The sequence below is a fragment of the Streptomyces sp. R-74717 genome, assembly GCF_047305335.1.
In the GTDB taxonomy this organism is placed as follows: domain Bacteria; phylum Actinomycetota; class Actinomycetes; order Streptomycetales; family Streptomycetaceae; genus Streptomyces; species Streptomyces atratus.
The window spans coordinates 3,197,637-3,217,438 of the sequence record NZ_CP102361.1 but is presented as its reverse complement, the minus strand read 5'-3'; the positions used below and the strand labels follow the sequence as shown (position 1 = coordinate 3,217,438).

Genomic DNA, 19,802 nt, shown 5'->3' with positions numbered 1-19,802 from the left:
CAATGGCTGCAGACACTGTCGCCCGGCGCTCGGTCGTCGCGGCGTCCCTCGGCAACGCGATGGAGTGGTACGACTTCACGGTCTACGCGTTCTTCGCCGGCTACATCGCCCGCAACTTCTTCCCGAGCGACGATCCCAAGTCGGCACTGATCGGCGCCTTCGTCGTGTTCGGTACCGGATTCGTGGCGCGCCCGCTCGGCGCCGTGGTGATTGGCCTGTACGGCGACAGGAGGGGCCGCAAAGCCGCACTGACGCTCTCCATCGGGACCATGGGTGCCGGAACACTGGTGCTCGCGCTCACCCCGTCCGCCGAGTACATCGGGATCGCGGCACCGATCCTGCTCCTCGTCGCCCGTCTCCTGCAGGGGTTCTCCGCAGGCGGGGAGATCGGGGGCGCTGCGGCCTTCCTCGTCGAGCACGCCCCGCCGGACCGGCGGGCCCAGTACGCGGCGTGGCTGCAGGGCTCCATGGGGGTGTGCAACCTCATCGCCGCAGTCGCGGGGGTCACCATCACCACCGTGCTCCCCGAGTCGGCGGTGAACGACTGGGCGTGGCGGCTCCCGTTCATACTCGGCCTGCTGATCATCCCGGTCGGCGTCTACATCCGCCGACGACTTCCCGAGACGGAGGCATTCGAGCAGAACAACGCCGAGGCGAAGCAGCAGCGAAGTCCCGTCCTGCGGTTGGTCCGTGAGTACCGAGGACAGATCCTGACCGGCTTCCTGTTCTCCGTGCTGTGGACGATCTGTGTGTACGCATTCGTCATCTACGGGCCGACCTATTACGCGAGCACGCAGACCGGACTCGGTTTCACCGCTCGACAGACGTTCCTGGCATCGCTGGTGGGCAATGTCGTCCTGATCGCGGGCTGCGTGGTCGCCGGCCGCGCGGCCGACCGGATCGGCGCGAAGCGGGTGGTGGTGGCCGGTGCGCTCACCCTGCTCGTGCTACCGCTGCCCTGCCTCCTCTGGTTGCACGCGCAGCCCGCCCTCCTGGTGCTGCTGGTCGTGCACAGCCTGCTGTGCGCGGGTGTCTCCGCGTTCGCCGGGGTCGCGCCGTCCGTACTGCCCCGGGCCTTCCCGGTTGCCGTGCGTGCGACAGGGGTGGCGCTGAGCTACAACATCGCCGCAACCCTCTTCGCGGGGTTCACGCCGGCTCTCATGGCTTGGGCGACCGCTTCCGTGAGCCCCTATGCCCCGGCGCTGTGGGTGGCGATCGCATCCGTGGCCTGTCTGCTCGCGGTGCCGGCACTGTTCCGTCAGATCGCGGGTGCGGAGGAACGGGAGCCGCACCTTCCCCGGATGCACGGACCTGTTGCTGTGCCGACGGACCGGCTCGACGTCGGACGCTGACGGCCGGGTGAACCGTGCCGGGCCATCCGGATATCGGCTGATGCCCCTGCGGTTCTTACGTATCGGCTGATGCTCACCGAGTCCAGCCGTTGTTGCCGGTGCAGGGGCCGAAGCCAGTCGCGGGTTGCCAAGGTGTTGCTGGTGGCGGGCGCCCTGGCACTCGACGTGTTGCTGACCCACTGGACCGAGCAGGCACCGCTGATCACTTCCCTGGTGTCGACCCTGGTCGTAGCCTTCGCCGGGCCTCCTTACCGACGCCGGCACATCCCGTCTCTACCGCCCGGTCGCGTCCCCGCAGTCCGTCGCCGCCTCGGCGAGTGCGCGTACCAGTGAGGTCGCGCGGTCCGTGCGCCAGATCAGGGCCCACTGGACGGGCGGGGCATCGTGGAGGGGGAGGTAGACGACGTCAGTCTGCGCGTTGTAGCGCCGCCCCTCGTCGGGGACTGTGCAGACCGCGTCGCCTGCCGCGACGTGGGCAAGGATCTCGTAGAAGGTGGCGACGGCCGGGCCGCGGCGGACGGGGCGCCCGGTCGGCGTGCGGGCCGGCAGGACGGCGGTCTCCCAGTAGGCGGGAATGGGGCCGTTCAGGCGCGGCACGATGTGGTCGCCGAGCACCTCCATGCTCACCGACTCCTGCCGGGCGAGCGGGTGATCCGCGGCCACCATCAGGTGGAGCGGTTCCTCGCGCAGCACCACTCCGACGGTCAGGTCGGGCTCGCGGACCGGCAGCCAGGTGGTCACCGCGTCGACCTTGCCGACTCGCAAGGCTCCGAACGGATCGCTGAAGAACACTTCCCGGAACCGGAGTTCGGCGGACGGGTGCCGGGCCCGGAAGTGGGTCAGGACCGGGGCCATGTCGTGCATCTGCGCGCCCATGACTCCCAGCGTCAGAGTGCCGGCCGGGTGGCGGGCGACGGCGGTCACCTCCGCCATGGCTTCCTGGATGCCCTCGTATGCCGGCTTCAGCCGCTGGAGCAGTACCTCTCCGACGGGGGTCATCCGCACATGGCGGCTGGTGCGCTCGAAGAGCTGGGCACCGATGGCACGTTCCTGTTTCTTGATCGCCTGGCTGACACGGGCTGGGGAGACACGCAGGCGTTCGGCGCTGCGGCCGAAGTGGAGCTCCTCCGCGAGCGTCAGGAAGATCTCTATATCCCGTAGTTCCATCTTGTCCCCCGATTTCCATCCTGAACCCCGGATTCGTGAACCTCTGGGTTAACGACCACAACAAGATCGGCCGTTGTTCCCGGGCTGCCCGGTACGCATGCTGGGTACCGGGCCGGGAGGCCGCCTCCCGCAGGTGACATGAGGCGGCAGGACCGGCCCGCTCAATTCGGCCGATGGTCCGAAAGACGCGGACCGCGCGGAAGGTGCGTACCCCATCGGTCATGGGGCCTCGCCACCCGGGCTCCGCCCGCCGAGCACGAACCCCACGGAGAGATTCCCGCGTGACATCTGACCCGAGCGCTGCCCAGACACCTGACCCGGCCACCATCCATCCACTGCCTGCCCAAGAGCGGGTCGTCTTCCTCAAGCCACTGGTCGCCGGGACGAACGTCGTGGTGGGTGACTTCACCTACTACGACGACCCCGACGGCGCGACAGATTTCGCGCAGCGCAATGTGCTGTACGCCTACGGTCCGGAACGGCTGATCATCGGCAAGTACTGCGCGATCGCCACGGGCACCCGGTTCCTGATGGCGGGCGCTGACCACCCGTCGATGGGGGTGTCCACCTTCCCCTTCACCATGTTCGGCGGGGAGTGGGCCGAGCGGACCCTCGACATCGTCACCGGTATGCCCAGCCGCGGGGACACGGTGGTCGGCAACGACGTGTGGTTCGGATACGGAGCCACCGTGATGCCGGGGGTACGGATCGGCGACGGCGCAGTGATCGCGGCCGGAGCACTGGTCACCGCCGACGTACCGTCGTACACCGTCGTGGGCGGAAACCCGGCCAGGACGATCAGACAGCGCTTCGACGACAGCGACGTCGAACGACTGCTGCGGGCCGCATGGTGGGACTGGCCCGTCGAACTGGTGACCGCGCACGCCCGGACCATCATGGCCGGTTCCCCCCAGGACATCGAGCGCATCGCCGCCGCCGAAGGTCTGGAGCAGCAGCAGTGACGACCCGGACCGTCGAGGAGTACGCGGTGTCCGGTCGCGACAGCGGCCCGTACGCGATCACCACCGGCCCGGACGGCGCGCTGTGGTTCACCATGGTGCACAGCGGCAGGATCGGTCGGCTCGTACCGGGACAGGAGCCGACCAGTCATCAGCTCGCCCCGGACTGCGGCCCGACGGTCATCAGCAACGGGCCGGACGGCGCGCTGTGGTTCACCGAGTACCGGGCGCACCGGATCGGCCGGATCACGACGGCCGGCCGGGTGACGGAGTTCGCGCTGCCGACCGCGGAGTGCGGGCCCTTCGGTATCGCCGCGGGGCCGGACGGCGCGCTGTGGTTCACCGAGACCGCCGCCGACCGTATCGGCCGCCTCGCCATCGACGGAACGGTCACGGAGTACCCGCTGCCGCGCACCGGCGCGTTCCCCTCCGCGATCGCCGCGGCGGGGGACGCGATGTGGTTCACGATGAACCAGGCCAACGCCATCGGCCGCATCGGCATGGACGGCCGCATCACGGTCCACGAGCTGCCCACCGAGGCGGCCGCGCCGGTGGGTATCGCCGCCGGCCCGGACGGGAGTGTCTGGTTCACCGAGATCGCCGCCGGTCAGATCGGTCGGAGAGCACCCGACGGCCGGATCACCGAGTACCCCCTGCCCGACCGCTCGGCCCGGCCGCACGCCGTCACCACCGACGCCGACGGCACGGCGTGGTTCACCGAGTGGGGCGGCAACCGCGTCGGCTCGATCACCTCCGACGGCACGGTCACCGTCCACGACCTGCCCACCCCGGCCTCCGAGCCGCACGGGATCACGGTGGGCCCGGACGGCGCCCTGTGGACGGCCCTGGAGACAGGCGCACTGGCCCGCATCAAACCGACCACCACCAGAACCACCATTACCACCAAGAACACCGAACAGAGGAACGCCTCATGAAATACGCCCTCGTGATCTTCGAGACGCACGCGTCACGCGCCCGGATCCAGGCCGACCGCGATGCCCACCGGAAGGCGTACGAGACCTGGATCGGCGAGCTCGCGGCAGCGGGCAAGCTGGCGGGCGGCGACGCCCTCGACACCGAGCACCAGGGCCCCGTCACCGTGCGCAAGACGGCGGACGGATCCGTAGCGGTGACCGAGGGGCCCGTGCACAGCGGCGAGGAGACCCTCGGCGGCTGGTTCGTGCTGGAGGTGGCCGACCACGCCGAGGCCATCGAGCTGGCCCGCGGCTTCCCCACCTCGGAGGCGCTCGAAATCCGCCCGATCCTCGAATCGGCCTGAGCAGCATGCGGCCCTCGCTGCCCTCTGCCCGGACACCCGGCGTGCCTGACCAGCACGACATACCGGGTCCGGAGCGCTGTACCCCTTCACAGGAGTTGACTTGACACTGACATCGGTGAGCTACCGACCCCTGACCGGCCCCGAGGAGATCGATCTCTTCTGCCGGCTCTCCTACGTCCTCGACCACGAACTGACCGATGACTTCGCCAATGGCTGCCGCCGCCCCGAGTGGGCCTGGGTGGCCCTGGACGGCGACCGTCTCCTCGCCCGGCTTGCCTGGTGGACGACCCCGGGCGGTGACGTCCCGCTGCAGTTCGACTTCTTCGACATCGACGACACGCTGCCCCGGGCCGACCGCGACGAGATCGGCCTGCGGCTGTTCAAGATGGCGACGGCGACCGTCTTCCCGGCGGGCGCAAAGCTGCCGGAGTACGGCCGCTTCGTCCCGCCCGACTGGCACCATGAGCCCGCAGCCCGCGAGGTGGTCGAATCCCGCACGCGCGTGCTGGAGAGCACGGGCGCACGGCTGCTGGTCGAGCGGCTGCGGCTGCAGTGGACCCCGTCGTCCCTGCTCCCGGAGTCCAAGGGGCGTCTCGTCTTCCGCCCGGTGGCCGACCGTGAGGACCTCCTCGCCCTGATGACCCCGGTCATGGAGGGCACCCTCGACGCCCACGGCCAGGCGGACCTGGCATCCGGACTGAGCCCGCGCGAGGCGGCGGAACGGCACTACGACGGAGAGTTCGCCAGGTTCAAGAGCCCGCACGAGTGGTGGCGCATCGCCGAACTCCCCGACGGTGGCGGTCCGGTGGGCTTCGTGGTCCCGGCCCGCAACAGCTACCACCCGATCATCGCGTACATCGGTGTCCTGCCCGCACACCGCGGCAACGGCTACATCGACGAGATCCTCGCCGAGGGCACCCGCATCCTGGCCACCGAGGGCGTCGACCGGATCAGGGCATCGACGGACCTCGGCAACGTCCCCATGGCGAAGTCCTTCGCCCGCGCCGGATACGTCAACTTCGAACGCTCCCTCAACCTGGTCTGGGACTGACCTCACCTGCCACGTCTCGGGATTTGCTGTGGCGGGGCAGATCTCTCGGCCATGAGTTGCGGCGCGGGTCAGATCTTCACCACGCGTACGCCAGGGCCGCTCAGCATCAGGAGATCTTCGGGGTCTGAGGTCAAGATGGTTACTGGAGCGGGCGAGACCAGTGCGGTGGCAGCCACGAGGGAGTCGAGGGCGTATTTGTGGCCGTGCAGGCCGGCTGCGGCGAGCAGCTTGCTCGCGTGGCGGGCGATGGCTTCGGTGGGCGGGACGATGTTGACGCGGGAGACGGCGTAGTCGAAGCGGGCCTGGTTCGTCCTGGGGTCGCGGGCCTCGACGAGGGTCACCGAACTCGTGACGACACGGATGTCCTCCGCCTCGGCCGCGGCCAGCCACTCGGTGAGCTCGGGGGTGCGCCGTACGAGCTTGGACAGGCCCTCGCAGTCCAGCACGAGCGTGCCGCTCACGCGGCGTCCGCCGAGCCTGCCGTGTCACCGCGCAGGATCGCCCGCTTGGCGTCGACCGCCGCCTGGTCCACCGGGCCGTGCTCGGCCTCCGCGTCTTCGATGAGTTCGCGCAGTCGGTCCCGTTCCAGTTGGCGCTGGATGAGGGCTTCGACGTAGGCGGACATGCCGCGCTTGCCGGTGCGTGCCTTGAGGGCGGCGATGGTGCCTTCGTGGAGGGAGACGGAGACCGGGCGGACAGGGCCTTCGCCGGGGGCAGGGGCGGGGGTGGTGGCCATGCAGCACATTAACAAAAGTCTTGTTATTCGGGGGTGATTCTGTGGCGTTGCGGCTCGACCGGAGGCTGGTGGTGGATGACCGCGCGGGGTACAGATCCTCCGTGATCATCAAGCGCCCGGTTGGTACCCCTCCAGCGCGCGCGGGGGATCGATTCGATGCACTCCGGCGGCGGCTGACGGTCAGGGCGGATCGGAACAGTGACCGAGGATGCCACGAACCACCAGGTCAGCCGCCCATTCCGTGGGATCTCCCGGGGACTTTTCGGGGACTTTCCGTCTGTCCCATGGACATTCCGCCGCGTAAGCAGGGAAGGCCCTGACAGCGCTGAAAGAAGCAAACGCGCTGGTCAGGGCCTGTTCCCTCAGCACTCGATGATGTTCACCGCGAGCCCGCCCCGCGCCGTCTCCTTGTACTTCACGCTCATGTCCGCGCCCGTCTCCTTCATGGTCTTGATGACCTTGTCGAGGGAGACCTTGTGGCTGCCGTCGCCGCGCAGCGCCATCTTCGCCGCCGTGACGGCCTTGACCGCGGCCATGCCGTTGCGCTCGATGCACGGGATCTGGACGAGACCGCCGACCGGGTCGCAGGTCAGGCCGAGGTTGTGTTCCATGCCGATCTCGGCGGCGTTCTCGACCTGCTCGGGGGTACCGCCGAGGACCTCTGCGAGGGCGCCCGCGGCCATGGAGCAGGCGGAGCCGACCTCGCCCTGGCAGCCGACCTCGGCGCCGGAGATGGAGGCGTTCTCCTTGAAGAGCATGCCGATGGCTCCGGCGGCGAGGAGGAAGCGGACGACGCTGTCCTCCTTCTCCGCCTCGGTGGCGCCACCGGCCGCGAAGTTCATGTAGTAGTGCAGCACGGCCGGGATGATGCCCGCGGCGCCATTGGTGGGTGCGGTGACGACGCGGCCGCCCGCCGCGTTCTCCTCGTTGACCGCCATCGCGTAGAGGGTGATCCACTCCATCGCGAGGGTCTGCGGGTCGCCCTCGGCGCGCAGCTGGCGGGCGGTGTTCGCGGCGCGGCGGCGGACCTTGAGGCCGCCGGGCAGGATGCCCTCGCGGGACATGCCGCGCGCGACGCAGGCCTGCATGACGCGCCAGATGTCGAGCAGGCCCGAGCGGATCTCGTCCTCGGTGCGCCAGGCCTTCTCGTTCTCCAGCATCAGCGAGGAGATGGACAGACCGGTGTCCTTCGAGAGCCGCAGCAGTTCGTCACCGGTGCGGAAGGGGTGCTTCAGCACGGTGTCGTCGAGGACGATCCGGTCCTCGCCCACTGCGTCCTCGTCGACGACGAAGCCGCCGCCGACGGAGTAGTAGGTCTTCTCCAGGAGAGGGACGCCCTCGTGGTCGAAGGCGAAGATCGTCATGCCGTTGGCGTGGTACGGAAGTGCCTTGCGGCGGTGCAGGATCAGCTGCTCGTCGGCGTCGAAGGCGATCTCGTGCATGCCGAGGAGGTTGATCCGGCCGGTGGTACGGATCCGCGCCACCCGGTCGTCGGCGGACTCCACGTCGACGGTGCGGGGCGACTCGCCCTCCAGGCCGAGCAGGACGGCCTTGGGGGTGCCGTGGCCGTGACCGGTCGCCCCGAGCGAGCCGTACAGCTCGGCGCGTATGGAGGCGGTGTGGGCGATGAGGCCCTCGTTCTTCAGCCGGCGCGCGAACATCAGGGCGGCGCGCATCGGGCCGACCGTATGGGAGCTGGACGGGCCGATGCCGATCGAGAACAGGTCGAAGACCGAGATGGCCACGGGGGACTCCTAAGGGTTGGTAGACGCCGTTGTCTGCCGGGTGATGCGGTACGGGCCGGTTGGCCCGAAGAGCAGCGGGGGACAAGGGATGGGGCACCGCGCCCACTGTCCAGTGTGCGCGGTGCCCCGCCCGAAACGTGACGAACTGTGTCCCGGATTACTTCGGGACAACCTGTGACCCGGACTACTTCAGGCCGGGATACAGCGGGAACTTTTCGGCCAGCGCGACGACGCGGGCCTTGAGGGCATCCGCGTCATAGGACGGCTTGAGCGCCGACGCGATGATCTCCGCGACCTCGGTGAAGTCCTCGGCCTGGAAACCGCGGGTGGCCAGGGCCGGCGTACCGATCCGCAGACCCGAGGTGACCATCGGCGGCCGCGGGTCGTTCGGGATGGCGTTCCGGTTGACCGTGATGCCCAGCTCGTGCAGCCGGTCCTCGGCCTGCTGGCCGTCCAGCTCGGAGTTGCGCAGGTCGACGAGGACCAGGTGGACGTCCGTACCGCCGGACAGCACGGAGACACCGACCTCGGTGACGTCCGGCTGGACCAGGCGCTCGGCGAGGATGCGGGCGCCGTCCAGGGTGCGCTGCTGGCGCTCCTTGAACTCCTCGGTCGCCGCGACCTTGAACGAGACCGCCTTGGCCGCGATCACGTGCTCCAGCGGACCACCCTGCTGGCCCGGGAAGACCGCGGAGTTGATCTTCTTGGCGAGCTCCTGCGTCGACAGGATGACGCCACCGCGCGGACCGCCGAGGGTCTTGTGCGTGGTGGTCGTGACGACATGGGCGTGCGGCACCGGGTTGGGGTGCAGACCCGCGGCCACCAGGCCGGCGAAGTGCGCCATGTCGACCATCAGGTACGCGCCGACCTCGTCCGCGATGCGGCGGAAGGCGGCGAAGTCCAGCTGACGGGGGTACGCGGACCAGCCGGCGACGATCAGCTTCGGCTTGGACTCCTTGGCCAGACGCTCGACCTCGGCCATGTCCACGACGCCGGTCTCGTCGACGTGGTACGGGACCACGTTGTAGAGCTTGCCGGAGAAGTTGATCTTCATGCCGTGGGTCAGGTGGCCGCCGTGGGCCAGGCTCAGGCCCATGATCGTGTCGCCCGGCTTCAGCAGCGCGAACATCGCGGCGGCGTTGGCCTGCGCACCGGAGTGCGGCTGGACGTTCGCGGCCTCGGCGCCGAACAGCGCCTTGATGCGGTCGATGGCGATCTGCTCGACGACGTCGACGTGCTCACAGCCGCCGTAGTAGCGGCGGCCGGGGTAGCCCTCGGCGTACTTGTTGGTGAGGACGGAGCCCTGGGCCTCCATGACCGCGACCGGAGCGAAGTTCTCCGAGGCGATCATTTCGAGGGTGGACTGCTGACGGTGGAGCTCGGCGTCGACAGCGGCGGCGACGTCCGGGTCCAGCTCGTGGAGGGAGGAGTTGAGAAGCGACATCAGGTGGTCCCTTGGGGTCTTTAGTTGCCGGAGAACTCGGTGTACTCGTCGGCGGAGAGCAGGTCCTTCGGCTCCTCCGCCATACGTACCTTGAACAGCCAGCCGCCCTCGAAGGGGGCGGAGTTCACCAGCGACGGGTCGTCCACGACGTCCTGGTTCGCGGCGGTGACCTCACCGGTCACCGGCGAATACAGGTCGCTCACCGACTTGGTCGACTCCAGCTCACCGCAGGTCTCGCCCGCGGTCACCGTGTCACCGACCTCGGGGAGCTGGGCGTAGACGACATCGCCGAGCGCGTTGGCCGCGTACTCGGTGATACCGATCGTGGCCACACCGTCCTCGACGGCCGACAGCCACTCGTGCTCCTTGCTGTAACGCAGCTGCTGGGGGTTGCTCATGACCTGAATTCTCCTGTACGCGGGGGGGTGCTGATGAACGGTGGTCTTACGGTGTGAGACGCGACTGCGTCACTTCCGATGTGCGCGGACGTCACTTCTGGCGCTTGTAGAACGGCAGCGCCACGACCTCGTACGGCTCGTGGCTGCCCCGGATGTCCACTGCGACGCCTTCGGTACCGGGCGTGGCGTGCGCGGCGTCCACGTAGGCGATGGCGATCGGCTTGCCGAGCGTCGGCGACGGGGCTCCGGAGGTGACCTCGCCGATGACCTGGCCCTCGGCGACCACGGGGTAGCCGGCGCGCGGCACCCGGCGGCCCTCGGCGATCAGGCCGACGAGCTTGCGCGGCGGGGCGGTCTCGGCGCGCTCGGCGGCGGCCTCCAGGGCCTTGCGCCCCACGAAGTCGCCCTCCTTCTCGAACTTCACGACCCGGCCGAGACCGGCGTCGAACGGGGTGAGCTCGGTGGTCAGCTCGTGCCCGTACAGCGGCATGCCCGCCTCCAGGCGCAGCGTGTCGCGGCAGGACAGGCCGCACGGGATCAGGCCACGGGAGGCGCCCGCCGCCGTGAGGGCCTGCCAGAGCTGCTCGGCGTGCTCGGGGGCGACGAACAGCTCGAAGCCGTCCTCGCCGGTGTAGCCGGTGCGGGCGATGAGGGCGGGGACACCGGCGACCGTGCCGGGCAGACCGGCGTAGTACTTCAGACCGTCCAGGTCGGCATCGGTGACGGAGGCCAGGATGGCGGGGGACTCGGGGCCCTGGACGGCGAGCAGCGCGTACGCGTCGCGGTCGTCGCGCACCTCGGCGTCGAAGCCGCCGGCCCGCACGGTCAGCGCGTCCAGCACGATCTGGGCGTTCCCGGCGTTGGCGACGACCATGTATTCGGTGTCACCCAGGCGGTAGACGATGAGGTCGTCCAGGATCCCGCCGTCCTCGGCGCAGATCATCGTGTAGCGGGCGCGGCCCACGGCGACGGTGCCGATGTTGCCGACCAGCGCGAAGTTCAGGAAGGCCGCGGCCGCGGGGCCGGTCACGGTGATCTCGCCCATGTGCGACAGGTCGAAGAGACCGGCCCTGGTGCGCACCGCGTTGTGCTCGTCGCGCTCGCTGGCGTACCGCAGGGGCATGTCCCAGCCCGCGAAGTCGGTCATGGTCGCGCCCAGCGAACGGTGCAGGGCATCGAGGGCGGTGAGACGGGGGGCGGTGCTCATGGATATGGCTCCCAGGGCATGACGACGAGGACAATCCCTCCCCATCTGTCATCGGAACCTGAGAGGTTCGCCGAGAGCCCCCTGAAGGGTTCGGCTTGCACCTTGGGTGGAGCCGCAGAGCGGCCCGCTTTTCAGATCTGCCTCATCCACGCGGTACGGGGCCTGAGAGATTCAAGGGAGGAACTTGCTCCTTCGGCGCCCGGCACATGCAGTGACCGGAACTCTCCCGCGCGGATTCAAGCGGCCTTTATGCAGTTGGCCGGGTCATCATTGCATGCATCGCACTGGAGTGGGGCCCCGGTCCCTCACGGGAAATCAGCGGCGTGGACGGTTGTATCGCATTACCTTTTCTTTACACTTCATGGGCATACGTGGGGTGACCCGACAGGGGGAGGGCGATGACGTTGCAGCGGTACGCGACGACCGCGGGGGTCGCGCACGGCGCGATGCCCGCACAGCCAGGGGCTCCGGCCACGGAGACGCTCGGCACGCACGCGCCCGTCGTGCGGGATCTGCGGGAGCGGGCCGGGCGCAGCCCGCGCAGCCTGCACTTCGCGGCGGGCGACGTGGTGGTGGTCTCCGGGCTGCCCGGCAGCGGCAAATCGACGCTCATCCGGCGGGCGGTCACAACGGTCCGTGCCATCGACTCCCAGGACACCCGGGACCGCTGGGCGCGGCTGATGCCCCGTTTACTCCCGTATGCCCTCTACCGCCCCCTCGTCCGCGTCGCCCACTACTGGGGACTGTGGCGGGCGCTGCGCTCCGGGGAGTCCGTCGTCGTCCACGACTGCGGAACCCAGGCGTGGGTACGCGGCTGGCTGGCCCGTGACGCGCGGCGCCGGGGCCGTGTCCTCCACCTCGTCCTGCTCGACGTCACACCGCAGACGGCGAGGGAGGGGCAGCGGGAGCGCGGACGCGGGGTCTCCGGATATGCGTTCGCCCGGCACCGCAGGGCGGTGGGGAGACTGCTGCTGAACACCGAGACCGGCCTGCTGCCGCCCGGGTGCGTTTCGGCGGTGCTGCTGGACCGGGAAGCGGCGGGGAAGCTGGGCCGGATCGTGTTCGCGGACGCATAGGGCCTGGGGGTGAGGGGCCGGAGGGCCTGGCGGCCGGACGCTAACCTTCTGCCGGAAGGCTCGAGCAAGAAGGGGAAGCAGTGGACATTCCGGCACAGGTCCAGTCCCATCCGCAGAGCGGATGGCCGGCCAATGAGCTCGAAGAGGTTCTGATGGCCTCGGTGGGCAGCCCGGAGGCGGGCGGACGGCTCGTCGAGGTGCTCGGGCGCAGCCACGTCTGGGTGCCCCTGCCGGGCGGCGGCGGACCCGACTCCTCCGACCTGGACCTGCCCACGCTGGAGATCGAGGGCGCTCCGTACGTTCCCGTGTTCAGCTCCGAACAGCAGTTCCTCAGCTGCGTCGGTACCCAGATGTCCTTCGCCGTCGCGCCCGCCCGCGAGTTCGCCCGCGGCCTGCCTCCACAGCTCGGCATCGCCGTGAACCCGGGCGGCGCCGTCGGGATGCCGCTGCCGCCGCCCGCCGTGGCCGAGCTCTGCCGCGCCGGACGCACCCCGCTGGACGGGCCGGCCAGCGGAGGCAGGGTCCGGCTGTACGAGCCGGCCTGGCAGGAGGAGCCCGTCGACTTCCTCTCCGCGGCGGCCGGCGAATTCGAGGAGAGCGGTGTCGTGCTCACCGCCCGCCGGGCGCTGGCCAGCATCGAGGGCGGCGAGCCCGTCCTCTTCATCGGCGTCGAGTTCTCCACCTGGGAGGGTGCCGGGCGCAACGCCCCGTTGGACGCCCTCGGCCGTGCGCTCGGCCGGGTCGAGGTGCCCTGGCCGGTCAATCTGGTCCTGCTCGATGTGGCTCAGGACCCGGTCGGCGACTGGATGCGGGAGAAGGTCCGGCCGTTCTACCAGCGCGCGGGCCAGTAGCGCCCGGCACGGCGCCCGCGGACGCCTTCGGAGCGGATCAACGCGTCGACCCAAGGCGTCAAGTCGGTGTCAGGACCGGCGCATAAGCTGGTTTGATGGCTGGTGCCACGGCACCATGCCGCACCCGTGTGCCCCGGGAGCGGCGGGCCGACACAGTGGATCGAAGAGGGGCGGGACCAGGTGAGTGCGTCAGGCACCGCGGCGGCCGGGCAGGTCGAGCACATGCTGCGCCAAGTGACGCCCGGGCGCTACGACGCGTACGAGGCACTGCTGCAGGCCCTCGCGAACGGCCGGATCTGGATGCTCCTCTGGCACGGCCAGGCGGGCTCGCCCGACGCCCAGTACGGGAACATGGAGATCGACGGCCTCGGCTACGCGCCCTGTGTGACCTCCGCCCAGGAGCTCTCGGCCAGCGGCTGGAACCGGGCCCATGAACTGGTGGGCGGCCGCGACATCGCCCGCGCCCTCTTCCCCGACCGCTGGGGCATCTGGCTCAACCCGCACGCCCCGGGCGGCGGCGTAGGCATCCCCTGGCTGGATCTGCGCCGGATCGCCACCGGCCTCGACCGGATGCCCGCGGGCCCGCTCCGGCTCACCGAACCGGCCGTCGAGATCCCGCAGTTCTACGCCCTGCTCTCGCAGAACGCCCATCACACCCCCGCGATCCGCTCGCTGCGCCGCGCGTGGGTGCAGCCCGCGCTCGGCGTCCCGTATCTCGCCATCGGTCTCGACCTCTACGACACGAGCCAGACCTCGGTCGACGCGGTGCGAGCGATGATGCAGCAGTCGATCGGCGCGGTCCCGGAGGGGCTGCCCGTCTCCACCGTCGCGATGTCCGACGAGTACGACCCGGTCGCGATGTGGCTGCGTGCCAACTCCCGTCCGTTCTACGACCGCGAGGCCCACGTACCGGCGGCCCCGGTGACGGGCTACGGCTACCCGCCGCCGCAGGGCGCGTACTGATCCTGCCGGCAGCGGAGTTGCATCTCCCCGGCACCCGAAATGTCGCTGTACGCACCCGACTTCCGGAATGCGGCCGCCCACCCCCGTCCGCGCCCGGGTGAACCGGCACGTCGCCCGGACCCTCGTCACGGGCCGGAACTCCCCCATGTCCGAGTTTTCCCTGCTGGGGGTGTCTGATGGTGAAAGCGACGCGAATCTACGCGCGTGCCCCCTTCCGCCTCAACTGACCAGTGTTCGAGGGGCGTTCACTTCCGTCCGGATAACGGAACACCCCTGACCGCATCACGGTTAGGCATCCATTCGCCTGACGCTATGGCTACCTCGCGCGACGGCAATGAAGACTCCGGCAGCAAGGGCGTCTTGCCGCCTCTGCGTACGACTGACTGATCGCGCCGCCACAGCGGCCAGTTCGGCCCGGCCACCGCCGGTTGAGAGGGGTCCTTGCCACGATGACGGCACCACTGCACGAGCCGACCACGGAAGCGGGCCCGATCGCGACCGGCGGTCCCGCAGCCGACTCCGGGGTGAAGAAGGTCGAGGGGCGCTCCCTCAAGCAGATTGCCTGGAACCGCCTGAAGCAGGACAAGGTGGCTCTGACGGGTGGCATCGTTGTCCTCGTCCTGATCGTGGTGGCCGTCTTCGCGCCCCTGATCGTGGGCCTGCTGGGACACCCGCCGAACGATTTCCACCAGGACAAGCTCGATCCGCTGACCAATCTCCCCACGGGGCCCCTCGGCGGCGTGAGCGGCGACTTCCTCTTCGGTGTCGAGCCCAACAAGGGGCGCGACATCTTCAGCCGGATCGTCTACGGCGCCAGGATCTCGCTGCTCGTGGCGTTCCTGGCGGCCCTGGTCGCCGTGGCGCTCGGCACGCTCTTCGGGATCATCGCCGGCTACTTCGGCGGCTGGGTGGACGCGGTGATCAGCCGGGTGATGGACGTGCTGCTGTCCTTCCCGCAGCTCCTTTTCATCATCTCCCTCGTCTCGGTCCTCCCCGACGACCTGCTCGGCCTCACCGGCAGCGGGGTGCGCATCGCCGTGCTCGTCGCCGTCATCGGCTTCTTCGGCTGGCCGTACGTGGGACGCATCGTTCGCGGCCAGACGCTTTCGCTGCGCGAACGCGAGTACGTGGAAGCGGCGCGCAGTCTCGGCGGCGGACGGACGCACATCCTCTTCCGGGAGCTGCTGCCGAACCTGGTGGCGCCGATCACCGTCTACGCGACGCTCATGATCCCCACCAACATCCTGACCGAAGCGGCCCTCAGCTTCCTCGGCGCCGGTGTGCGGCCGCCCACGGCCTCCTGGGGCGGAATGCTGCGGGACGCCCTGGAGACGTACGAGCACGACCCGATGTTCATGGTCTTCCCCGGCGTGACGATCTTCATCACCGTACTGGCCTTCAACCTCTTCGGGGACGGGCTGCGCGACGCCCTGGATCCCAAGGGGACCCGATAGCCCACGACTTGCCCCTGCCGCACTGTCAGGTGGCTCTTCCCATGGTTCTCCGGCAAGCAATGGCCTGGGACCGCGATCTCGGAGGTTACGAGAAAATGTCCACAGTTACCTCGAAACGACGGCTCACCGCTGGTGCGGCCCTCGTGGTCGCGGCGCTGATGACCACCACGGCGTGCGGCGGCGGCGACGACGGCGACAGCGGCGGCGGCAAGGCGAAGGGCGCCGGCTTCAACGCGGCGTTCAACAAGGTCGCCAACGCGTCCACCAAGAAGGGTGGAACGCTGAAGATGGTCGGCAAGCAGGACCTGGACTCCGCCGACCCCCAGCGTGCCTACTACGGCATGGCCTGGGACTTCATGCGCTTCTACACCCGCCAGCTGGTCACCTACGACACCAAGCCGGGCGCCGCCTCCACCAAGCTGGTCGGCGACCTCGCCACCGGCCCCGGTGTGATCTCGGACGGTGGCAAGACGTACACGTACAAGCTGCGGGACGGCATCACCTGGGAGGACGGCTCCAAGCTGACGTCCAAGGACGTCAAGTACGGCATCGAGCGCATCTGGGCGACGGACACCATCACCGGTGGCCCGCAGTACCTGAAGCAGACGCTGGACCCCAAGGGCGAGTACAAGGGCCCCTACAAGGACTCGTCCCCGGACAAGCTCGGTCTGAAGGCGATCGAGACGCCCGACGACAACACCATCATCTTCAAACTGCCCAAGCCCAACGGTGACTTCGAGCAGTTCCTCGCCATGCCGTCCGGCACGCCCGTGAAGGCGTCGCAGGACACCAAGGCGAAGTACACCCAGCGGCCGTTCTCCTCGGGCCCGTACAAGTTCGAGTCGTACAAGCCGGGCAAGAGCATCGTGCTCGTCCGCAACGACAAGTGGCAGAAGTCCTCGGACCCGGTCCGTGCTGCGCTCCCGGACAAGGTCACGGTGACGATCTCCGCCAACCTGGAGGAGAACGACAAGAAGCTGATGGAGGGCGACTACGACGTCGACCTCAACGGCACCGGCATGACCCAGTCCGGTCGTGTGACCGCCGTCCAGGACCACAAGGACAGCGTCGACAACATGCAGACGTCCTTCGTCCGCTACGTCGCGCTCGTCCACACGGCGAAGCCGCTGGACGACGTCCACTGCCGCAAGGCCGTCTTCTACGCCACGGACTTCGCGGCCCTGCAGCAGACCCGCGGTGGCGAGATCGCCGGTGGCGCGATTGCCAACAGCACCCTGCCGGCCTCCATCAAGGGCCACAGCGACTACGACCCGTACGGCGTCCTCGCCCGCAAGGGCAAGCCGGACGCCGCCAAGGCCAAGGAAGAGCTGAAGGCATGCGGTAAGCCCACCGGCTTCACCACCAAGCTCAGCGCCCGTAACAACAACCCGGGCGAGATCGACACCGCCGAGGCGCTCCAGGAGCAGCTCGGCAAGGTCGGCATCAAGATCGAGGTCGACCCGATCGACGGCGCCGAGTCGTCCAGCATCACCGGTTCGCCGTCCGTCGTGAAGAAGCGCGGCTACGGCATGACGATGAGCGGCTGGGGCCCGGACTTCCCGTCCGGCCAGGGCTTCGGTCAGCCGCTGTGGGACAGCCGGTTCCTCTCGGAGACCGGCAACTACAACGAGTCGCAGATCAAGGACCCGCAGATCGACAAGCTCTTCGACGACGCGATCGCGGAGACCGACGCGGACAAGGCCGGCGAGATCTACAAGGCTCTCGACAAGCGGATCCTCGACCAGGCCGACTGGATGCCCTTCATCTACGAGAAGAACATCACCTGGCGCGGTAAGCGACTGACGAACGCCTACATGTCCGACGCCTACAACGGCCGTTACGACTACGTCTCGCTCGGCGTCGTCAAGTAATCGCTGTAGTCAACAGCATGTGCAGTCAACCCGGTTGACTGCTCCACCGCCGCCGAAACCCGCCAGTCCGAAGGGCAGGTGATGGCCCGGGGCGGTGGTCGGGAGCCCCCACAAGGGGTTCCCGGCCACCGGCGGGCCGCGCACAGTGCTTGCTTATCTCATCCGGCGCCTGTTCGCCGTAGTCATCATGGTGCTCGTCGTACTGCTCGCGACCTTCACCATCTTCTTCATGCTGCCCAAGTGGGCGGGTCAGGACGTCGCCGTCCTCTTCGCCGGCAAGGCCACGGGTGCCGAGCAGCTCGCGGGCATCCGGATCAAACTGGGTCTCGACGACCCCCTCCTCGTCCAGTTCTGGGACTTCGTCAAGGGCATCCCGATGGGGCGCGACTACGCGAACGGTGACGACGTCACCCACTGCGCCGCTCCCTGCTTCGGCTACTCCTTCCGCACGGAGGTACCGGTCTGGACCACGCTCAAGGACGCCCTGCCCGTCACCGGTGCGCTCGCCGCCGGTGCCTGCGTCCTGTGGCTCCTCGGCGGTGTCGCCACCGGTGTCGTGTCCGCGCTGAAGCGCGGCAGTATCTGGGACCGTGCCGCGATGACCACCGCCCTCGGCGGCGTCTCCCTGCCGATCTTCTTCACCGGCATGGTCGCGATGGGCCTGTTCGTGCACAACCTCGGCTGGGTGCACATCGCCGACAACCTCTCCACGGACGACAGCATCGGCACCTGGTTCCAGACACTGGTCCTGCCGTGGATCGTGCTTGCCTTCCTGAACGCCGCGATGTATGCCCGGCTCACCAGAGCCACCATGCTCGAAGTGCTCGGCGAGGACTACATCCGCACCGCCCGCGCCAAGGGGCTGGGCGAGGGCACCGTCATCACCCGGCACGCCCTGCGTTCCGCGATGACGCCGATCCTCACCGTCTTCGGCCTCGACATCGGCGTGCTCCTCGGTGGCGCCGTCCTCACCGAGTCCACGTTCAACCTGCCGGGGCTCGGACTCGCGGCGGTCCAGGCCATCAGCAACAAGGACCTGCCCGTGATCCTCGGCGTCACGCTGTTCGCGGCTCTCGCGATCGCCGTCGCCAACCTCGTCGTCGATATTCTGTACGCCGTCATCGACCCGCGAGTGAGGCTGGGATGACCGAACTGCACAAGAGCGGTGCCGCGCTGGGCGAACCTGCCCCGGCCGGCTCGCCCGCTCCCACCGCCTTCCTCGAAGTGCGCGACCTCAAGGTGCACTTCCCGACCGATGACGGTCTGGTCAAGTCCGTCGACGGGCTCAACTTCCAGCTGGAGAAGGGCAAGACCCTCGGCATCGTCGGCGAGTCCGGCTCCGGCAAGTCCGTCACGTCGCTGGGCATCATGGGCCTGCACACCACGGGCCAGTACGGAAAGCGCAAGGCGCAGGTCTCCGGCGAGATCTGGCTGGACGGCAAGGAACTGCTGTCCGCGGACCCCGACGAGGTGCGCAAACTGCGCGGCCGCGACATGGCCATGATCTTCCAGGACCCGCTGTCCGCGCTGCACCCGTACTACACGATCGGCAAGCAGATCGTGGAGGCGTACCGGGTCCATCACGACGTGGACAAGAAGACCGCCCGCAGGCGGGCGATCGAGATGCTCGACCGGGTCGGCATCCCACAGCCCGACAAGCGCGTCGACAGCTACCCGCACGAGTTCTCCGGCGGGATGCGCCAGCGCGCGATGATCGCCATGTCGCTGGTCAACAACCCCGAGCTGCTGATCGCCGACGAGCCGACGACCGCCCTGGACGTGACCGTCCAGGCGCAGATCCTCGACCTGATCCGGGACCTGCAGAAGGAGTTCGGCTCCGCGGTCATCATCATCACCCACGACCTGGGCGTCGTGGCCGAGCTCGCCGACGACATCCTGGTGATGTACGGCGGGCGCTGCATCGAGCGCGGACCGGCCGAGAAGGTGTTCTACGAGCCCCGGCACCCCTACACCTGGGGTCTGCTGGGCTCGATGCCGCGCCTCGACCGCGACCAGACCGACCGGCTCATCCCGGTCAAGGGTTCCCCGCCGTCGCTCATCAACATCCCGTCGGGCTGCGCCTTCAACCCGCGCTGCCCGTACGCGGATGTGCCCAAGGACGACGTGACCCGCACCGTACGGCCCGAGCTGCAGGAGGTCGGCAGCCGGCACTGGGCGGCCTGCCACATGTCGCAGGAGCAGCGGGAGCGTATCTGGACCGAAGAGATTGCGCCCAAGCTGTGAGCGAG

Annotated in this window: 19 protein-coding genes and 1 riboswitch; of the genes, 12 read left to right on the top strand and 7 right to left on the bottom strand. The window is 69.0% G+C overall.

Translation table 11 applies throughout. The annotated features are described in order from the left end of the window. The first annotated feature begins 2 nt into the window (after positions 1-2). The gene (locus tag NRF20_RS14405; protein ID WP_398630395.1) at positions 3-1,352 is read left to right on the top strand and encodes an MFS transporter; all 1,350 of its coding nucleotides are present in this window, start codon (positions 3-5) and stop codon (positions 1,350-1,352) included. A 273-nt stretch (positions 1,353-1,625) separates the two neighbouring features. On the opposite strand, the gene NRF20_RS14400 is transcribed toward NRF20_RS14405, so the two are convergent. Beyond that, positions 1,626-2,519 carry a LysR family transcriptional regulator gene (locus tag NRF20_RS14400; protein ID WP_398630394.1) on the bottom strand — a complete coding sequence of 298 codons (894 nt, stop codon included), beginning with the start codon at positions 2,517-2,519 and terminating at the stop codon, positions 1,626-1,628. A 281-nt stretch (positions 2,520-2,800) separates the two neighbouring features. Here NRF20_RS14400 and NRF20_RS14395 point away from each other — a divergent pair, with 281 nt between their 5' ends. The 4 genes from NRF20_RS14395 (at position 2,801) to NRF20_RS14380 (ending at position 5,808) form a co-directional block, all read left to right on the top strand. Continuing rightward, positions 2,801-3,481, top strand: a complete 681-nt coding sequence (locus NRF20_RS14395) for a CatB-related O-acetyltransferase (RefSeq protein WP_398630393.1) — start codon at positions 2,801-2,803, stop codon at positions 3,479-3,481. Beyond that, complete coding sequence (locus NRF20_RS14390; protein ID WP_398630392.1) at positions 3,478-4,413, top strand: virginiamycin B lyase; 936 nt, start codon at positions 3,478-3,480, stop codon at positions 4,411-4,413. Before NRF20_RS14395 ends, NRF20_RS14390 begins: the two co-directional genes overlap by 4 nt. Continuing rightward, entirely contained in the window at positions 4,410-4,757 is a 348-nt protein-coding gene (locus NRF20_RS14385) for a YciI family protein (RefSeq protein ID WP_398630391.1), read from the top strand. The genes NRF20_RS14390 and NRF20_RS14385 overlap by 4 nt, the downstream gene beginning before the upstream one ends. Before the next feature lie 115 nt (positions 4,758-4,872). Beyond that, positions 4,873-5,808 (top strand): GNAT family N-acetyltransferase, encoded by a 936-nt coding sequence (locus NRF20_RS14380; protein ID WP_398630390.1) that lies wholly within the window; start codon positions 4,873-4,875, stop codon positions 5,806-5,808. Between the two features lie 68 nt (positions 5,809-5,876). Here the strand turns inward: NRF20_RS14380 and NRF20_RS14375 are convergent, their stop codons facing one another. The 6 genes from NRF20_RS14375 to gcvT all read right to left on the bottom strand — a co-directional run bounded on the left by NRF20_RS14375 (position 5,877) and on the right by gcvT (position 11,338). Continuing rightward, positions 5,877-6,269, bottom strand: coding sequence for a type II toxin-antitoxin system VapC family toxin (locus NRF20_RS14375; protein WP_398630389.1), 393 nt, complete (start codon positions 6,267-6,269; stop codon positions 5,877-5,879). Beyond that, positions 6,266-6,544 carry a hypothetical protein gene (locus tag NRF20_RS14370; RefSeq protein ID WP_413752670.1) on the bottom strand — a complete coding sequence of 93 codons (279 nt, stop codon included), beginning with the start codon at positions 6,542-6,544 and terminating at the stop codon, positions 6,266-6,268. The genes NRF20_RS14375 and NRF20_RS14370 overlap by 4 nt, the downstream gene beginning before the upstream one ends. 362 nt (positions 6,545-6,906) lie before the next feature. Further along, on the bottom strand, positions 6,907-8,289 hold the full coding sequence (locus NRF20_RS14365) for an L-serine ammonia-lyase (RefSeq protein WP_398630387.1): 1,383 nt from the start codon (positions 8,287-8,289) through the stop codon (positions 6,907-6,909). A 184-nt stretch (positions 8,290-8,473) separates the two neighbouring features. Further along, a complete protein-coding gene (gene glyA, locus NRF20_RS14360; protein ID WP_266357742.1) occupies positions 8,474-9,733 on the bottom strand; it encodes a serine hydroxymethyltransferase in 1,260 nt (419 codons plus the stop codon). Positions 9,734-9,753: 20 nt separating this feature from the next. Continuing rightward, positions 9,754-10,131 (bottom strand): glycine cleavage system protein GcvH, encoded by a 378-nt coding sequence (gcvH, locus tag NRF20_RS14355; RefSeq protein ID WP_266357740.1) that lies wholly within the window; start codon positions 10,129-10,131, stop codon positions 9,754-9,756. A 91-nt stretch (positions 10,132-10,222) separates the two neighbouring features. Then, positions 10,223-11,338: a glycine cleavage system aminomethyltransferase GcvT gene (gcvT, locus tag NRF20_RS14350; RefSeq protein ID WP_398630386.1), complete on the bottom strand. Its 1,116-nt coding sequence runs from the start codon at positions 11,336-11,338 to the stop codon at positions 10,223-10,225. 141 nt (positions 11,339-11,479) lie between these two features. Continuing rightward, positions 11,480-11,577, bottom strand: a riboswitch (glycine riboswitch). 159 nt (positions 11,578-11,736) lie between these two features. Between gcvT and NRF20_RS14345 the strand changes: the two genes are divergently transcribed. The 7 genes from NRF20_RS14345 (at position 11,737) to NRF20_RS14315 (ending at position 19,797) form a co-directional block, all read left to right on the top strand. After that, a complete protein-coding gene (locus NRF20_RS14345) occupies positions 11,737-12,414 on the top strand; it encodes an AAA family ATPase (RefSeq protein ID WP_266357736.1) in 678 nt (225 codons plus the stop codon). Between the two features lie 80 nt (positions 12,415-12,494). Next, positions 12,495-13,265, top strand: a complete 771-nt coding sequence (locus NRF20_RS14340; protein ID WP_398630384.1) for an enhanced serine sensitivity protein SseB — start codon at positions 12,495-12,497, stop codon at positions 13,263-13,265. Positions 13,266-13,445: 180 nt separating this feature from the next. Then, positions 13,446-14,228, top strand: a complete 783-nt coding sequence (locus NRF20_RS14335; RefSeq protein ID WP_266357733.1) for an enhanced serine sensitivity protein SseB C-terminal domain-containing protein — start codon at positions 13,446-13,448, stop codon at positions 14,226-14,228. Positions 14,229-14,677: 449 nt separating this feature from the next. Beyond that, a complete protein-coding gene (locus tag NRF20_RS14330) occupies positions 14,678-15,682 on the top strand; it encodes an ABC transporter permease (protein WP_266357731.1) in 1,005 nt (334 codons plus the stop codon). Positions 15,683-15,777: 95 nt separating this feature from the next. Then, positions 15,778-17,553: an ABC transporter substrate-binding protein gene (locus NRF20_RS14325; RefSeq protein WP_398630382.1), complete on the top strand. Its 1,776-nt coding sequence runs from the start codon at positions 15,778-15,780 to the stop codon at positions 17,551-17,553. A gap of 145 nt (positions 17,554-17,698) precedes the next feature. After that, positions 17,699-18,700: an ABC transporter permease gene (locus NRF20_RS14320; protein WP_398630428.1), complete on the top strand. Its 1,002-nt coding sequence runs from the start codon at positions 17,699-17,701 to the stop codon at positions 18,698-18,700. Beyond that, on the top strand, positions 18,697-19,797 hold the full coding sequence (locus NRF20_RS14315) for an ABC transporter ATP-binding protein (protein WP_266357727.1): 1,101 nt from the start codon (positions 18,697-18,699) through the stop codon (positions 19,795-19,797). The genes NRF20_RS14320 and NRF20_RS14315 overlap by 4 nt, the downstream gene beginning before the upstream one ends. Positions 19,798-19,802: the final 5 nt, after the last annotated feature.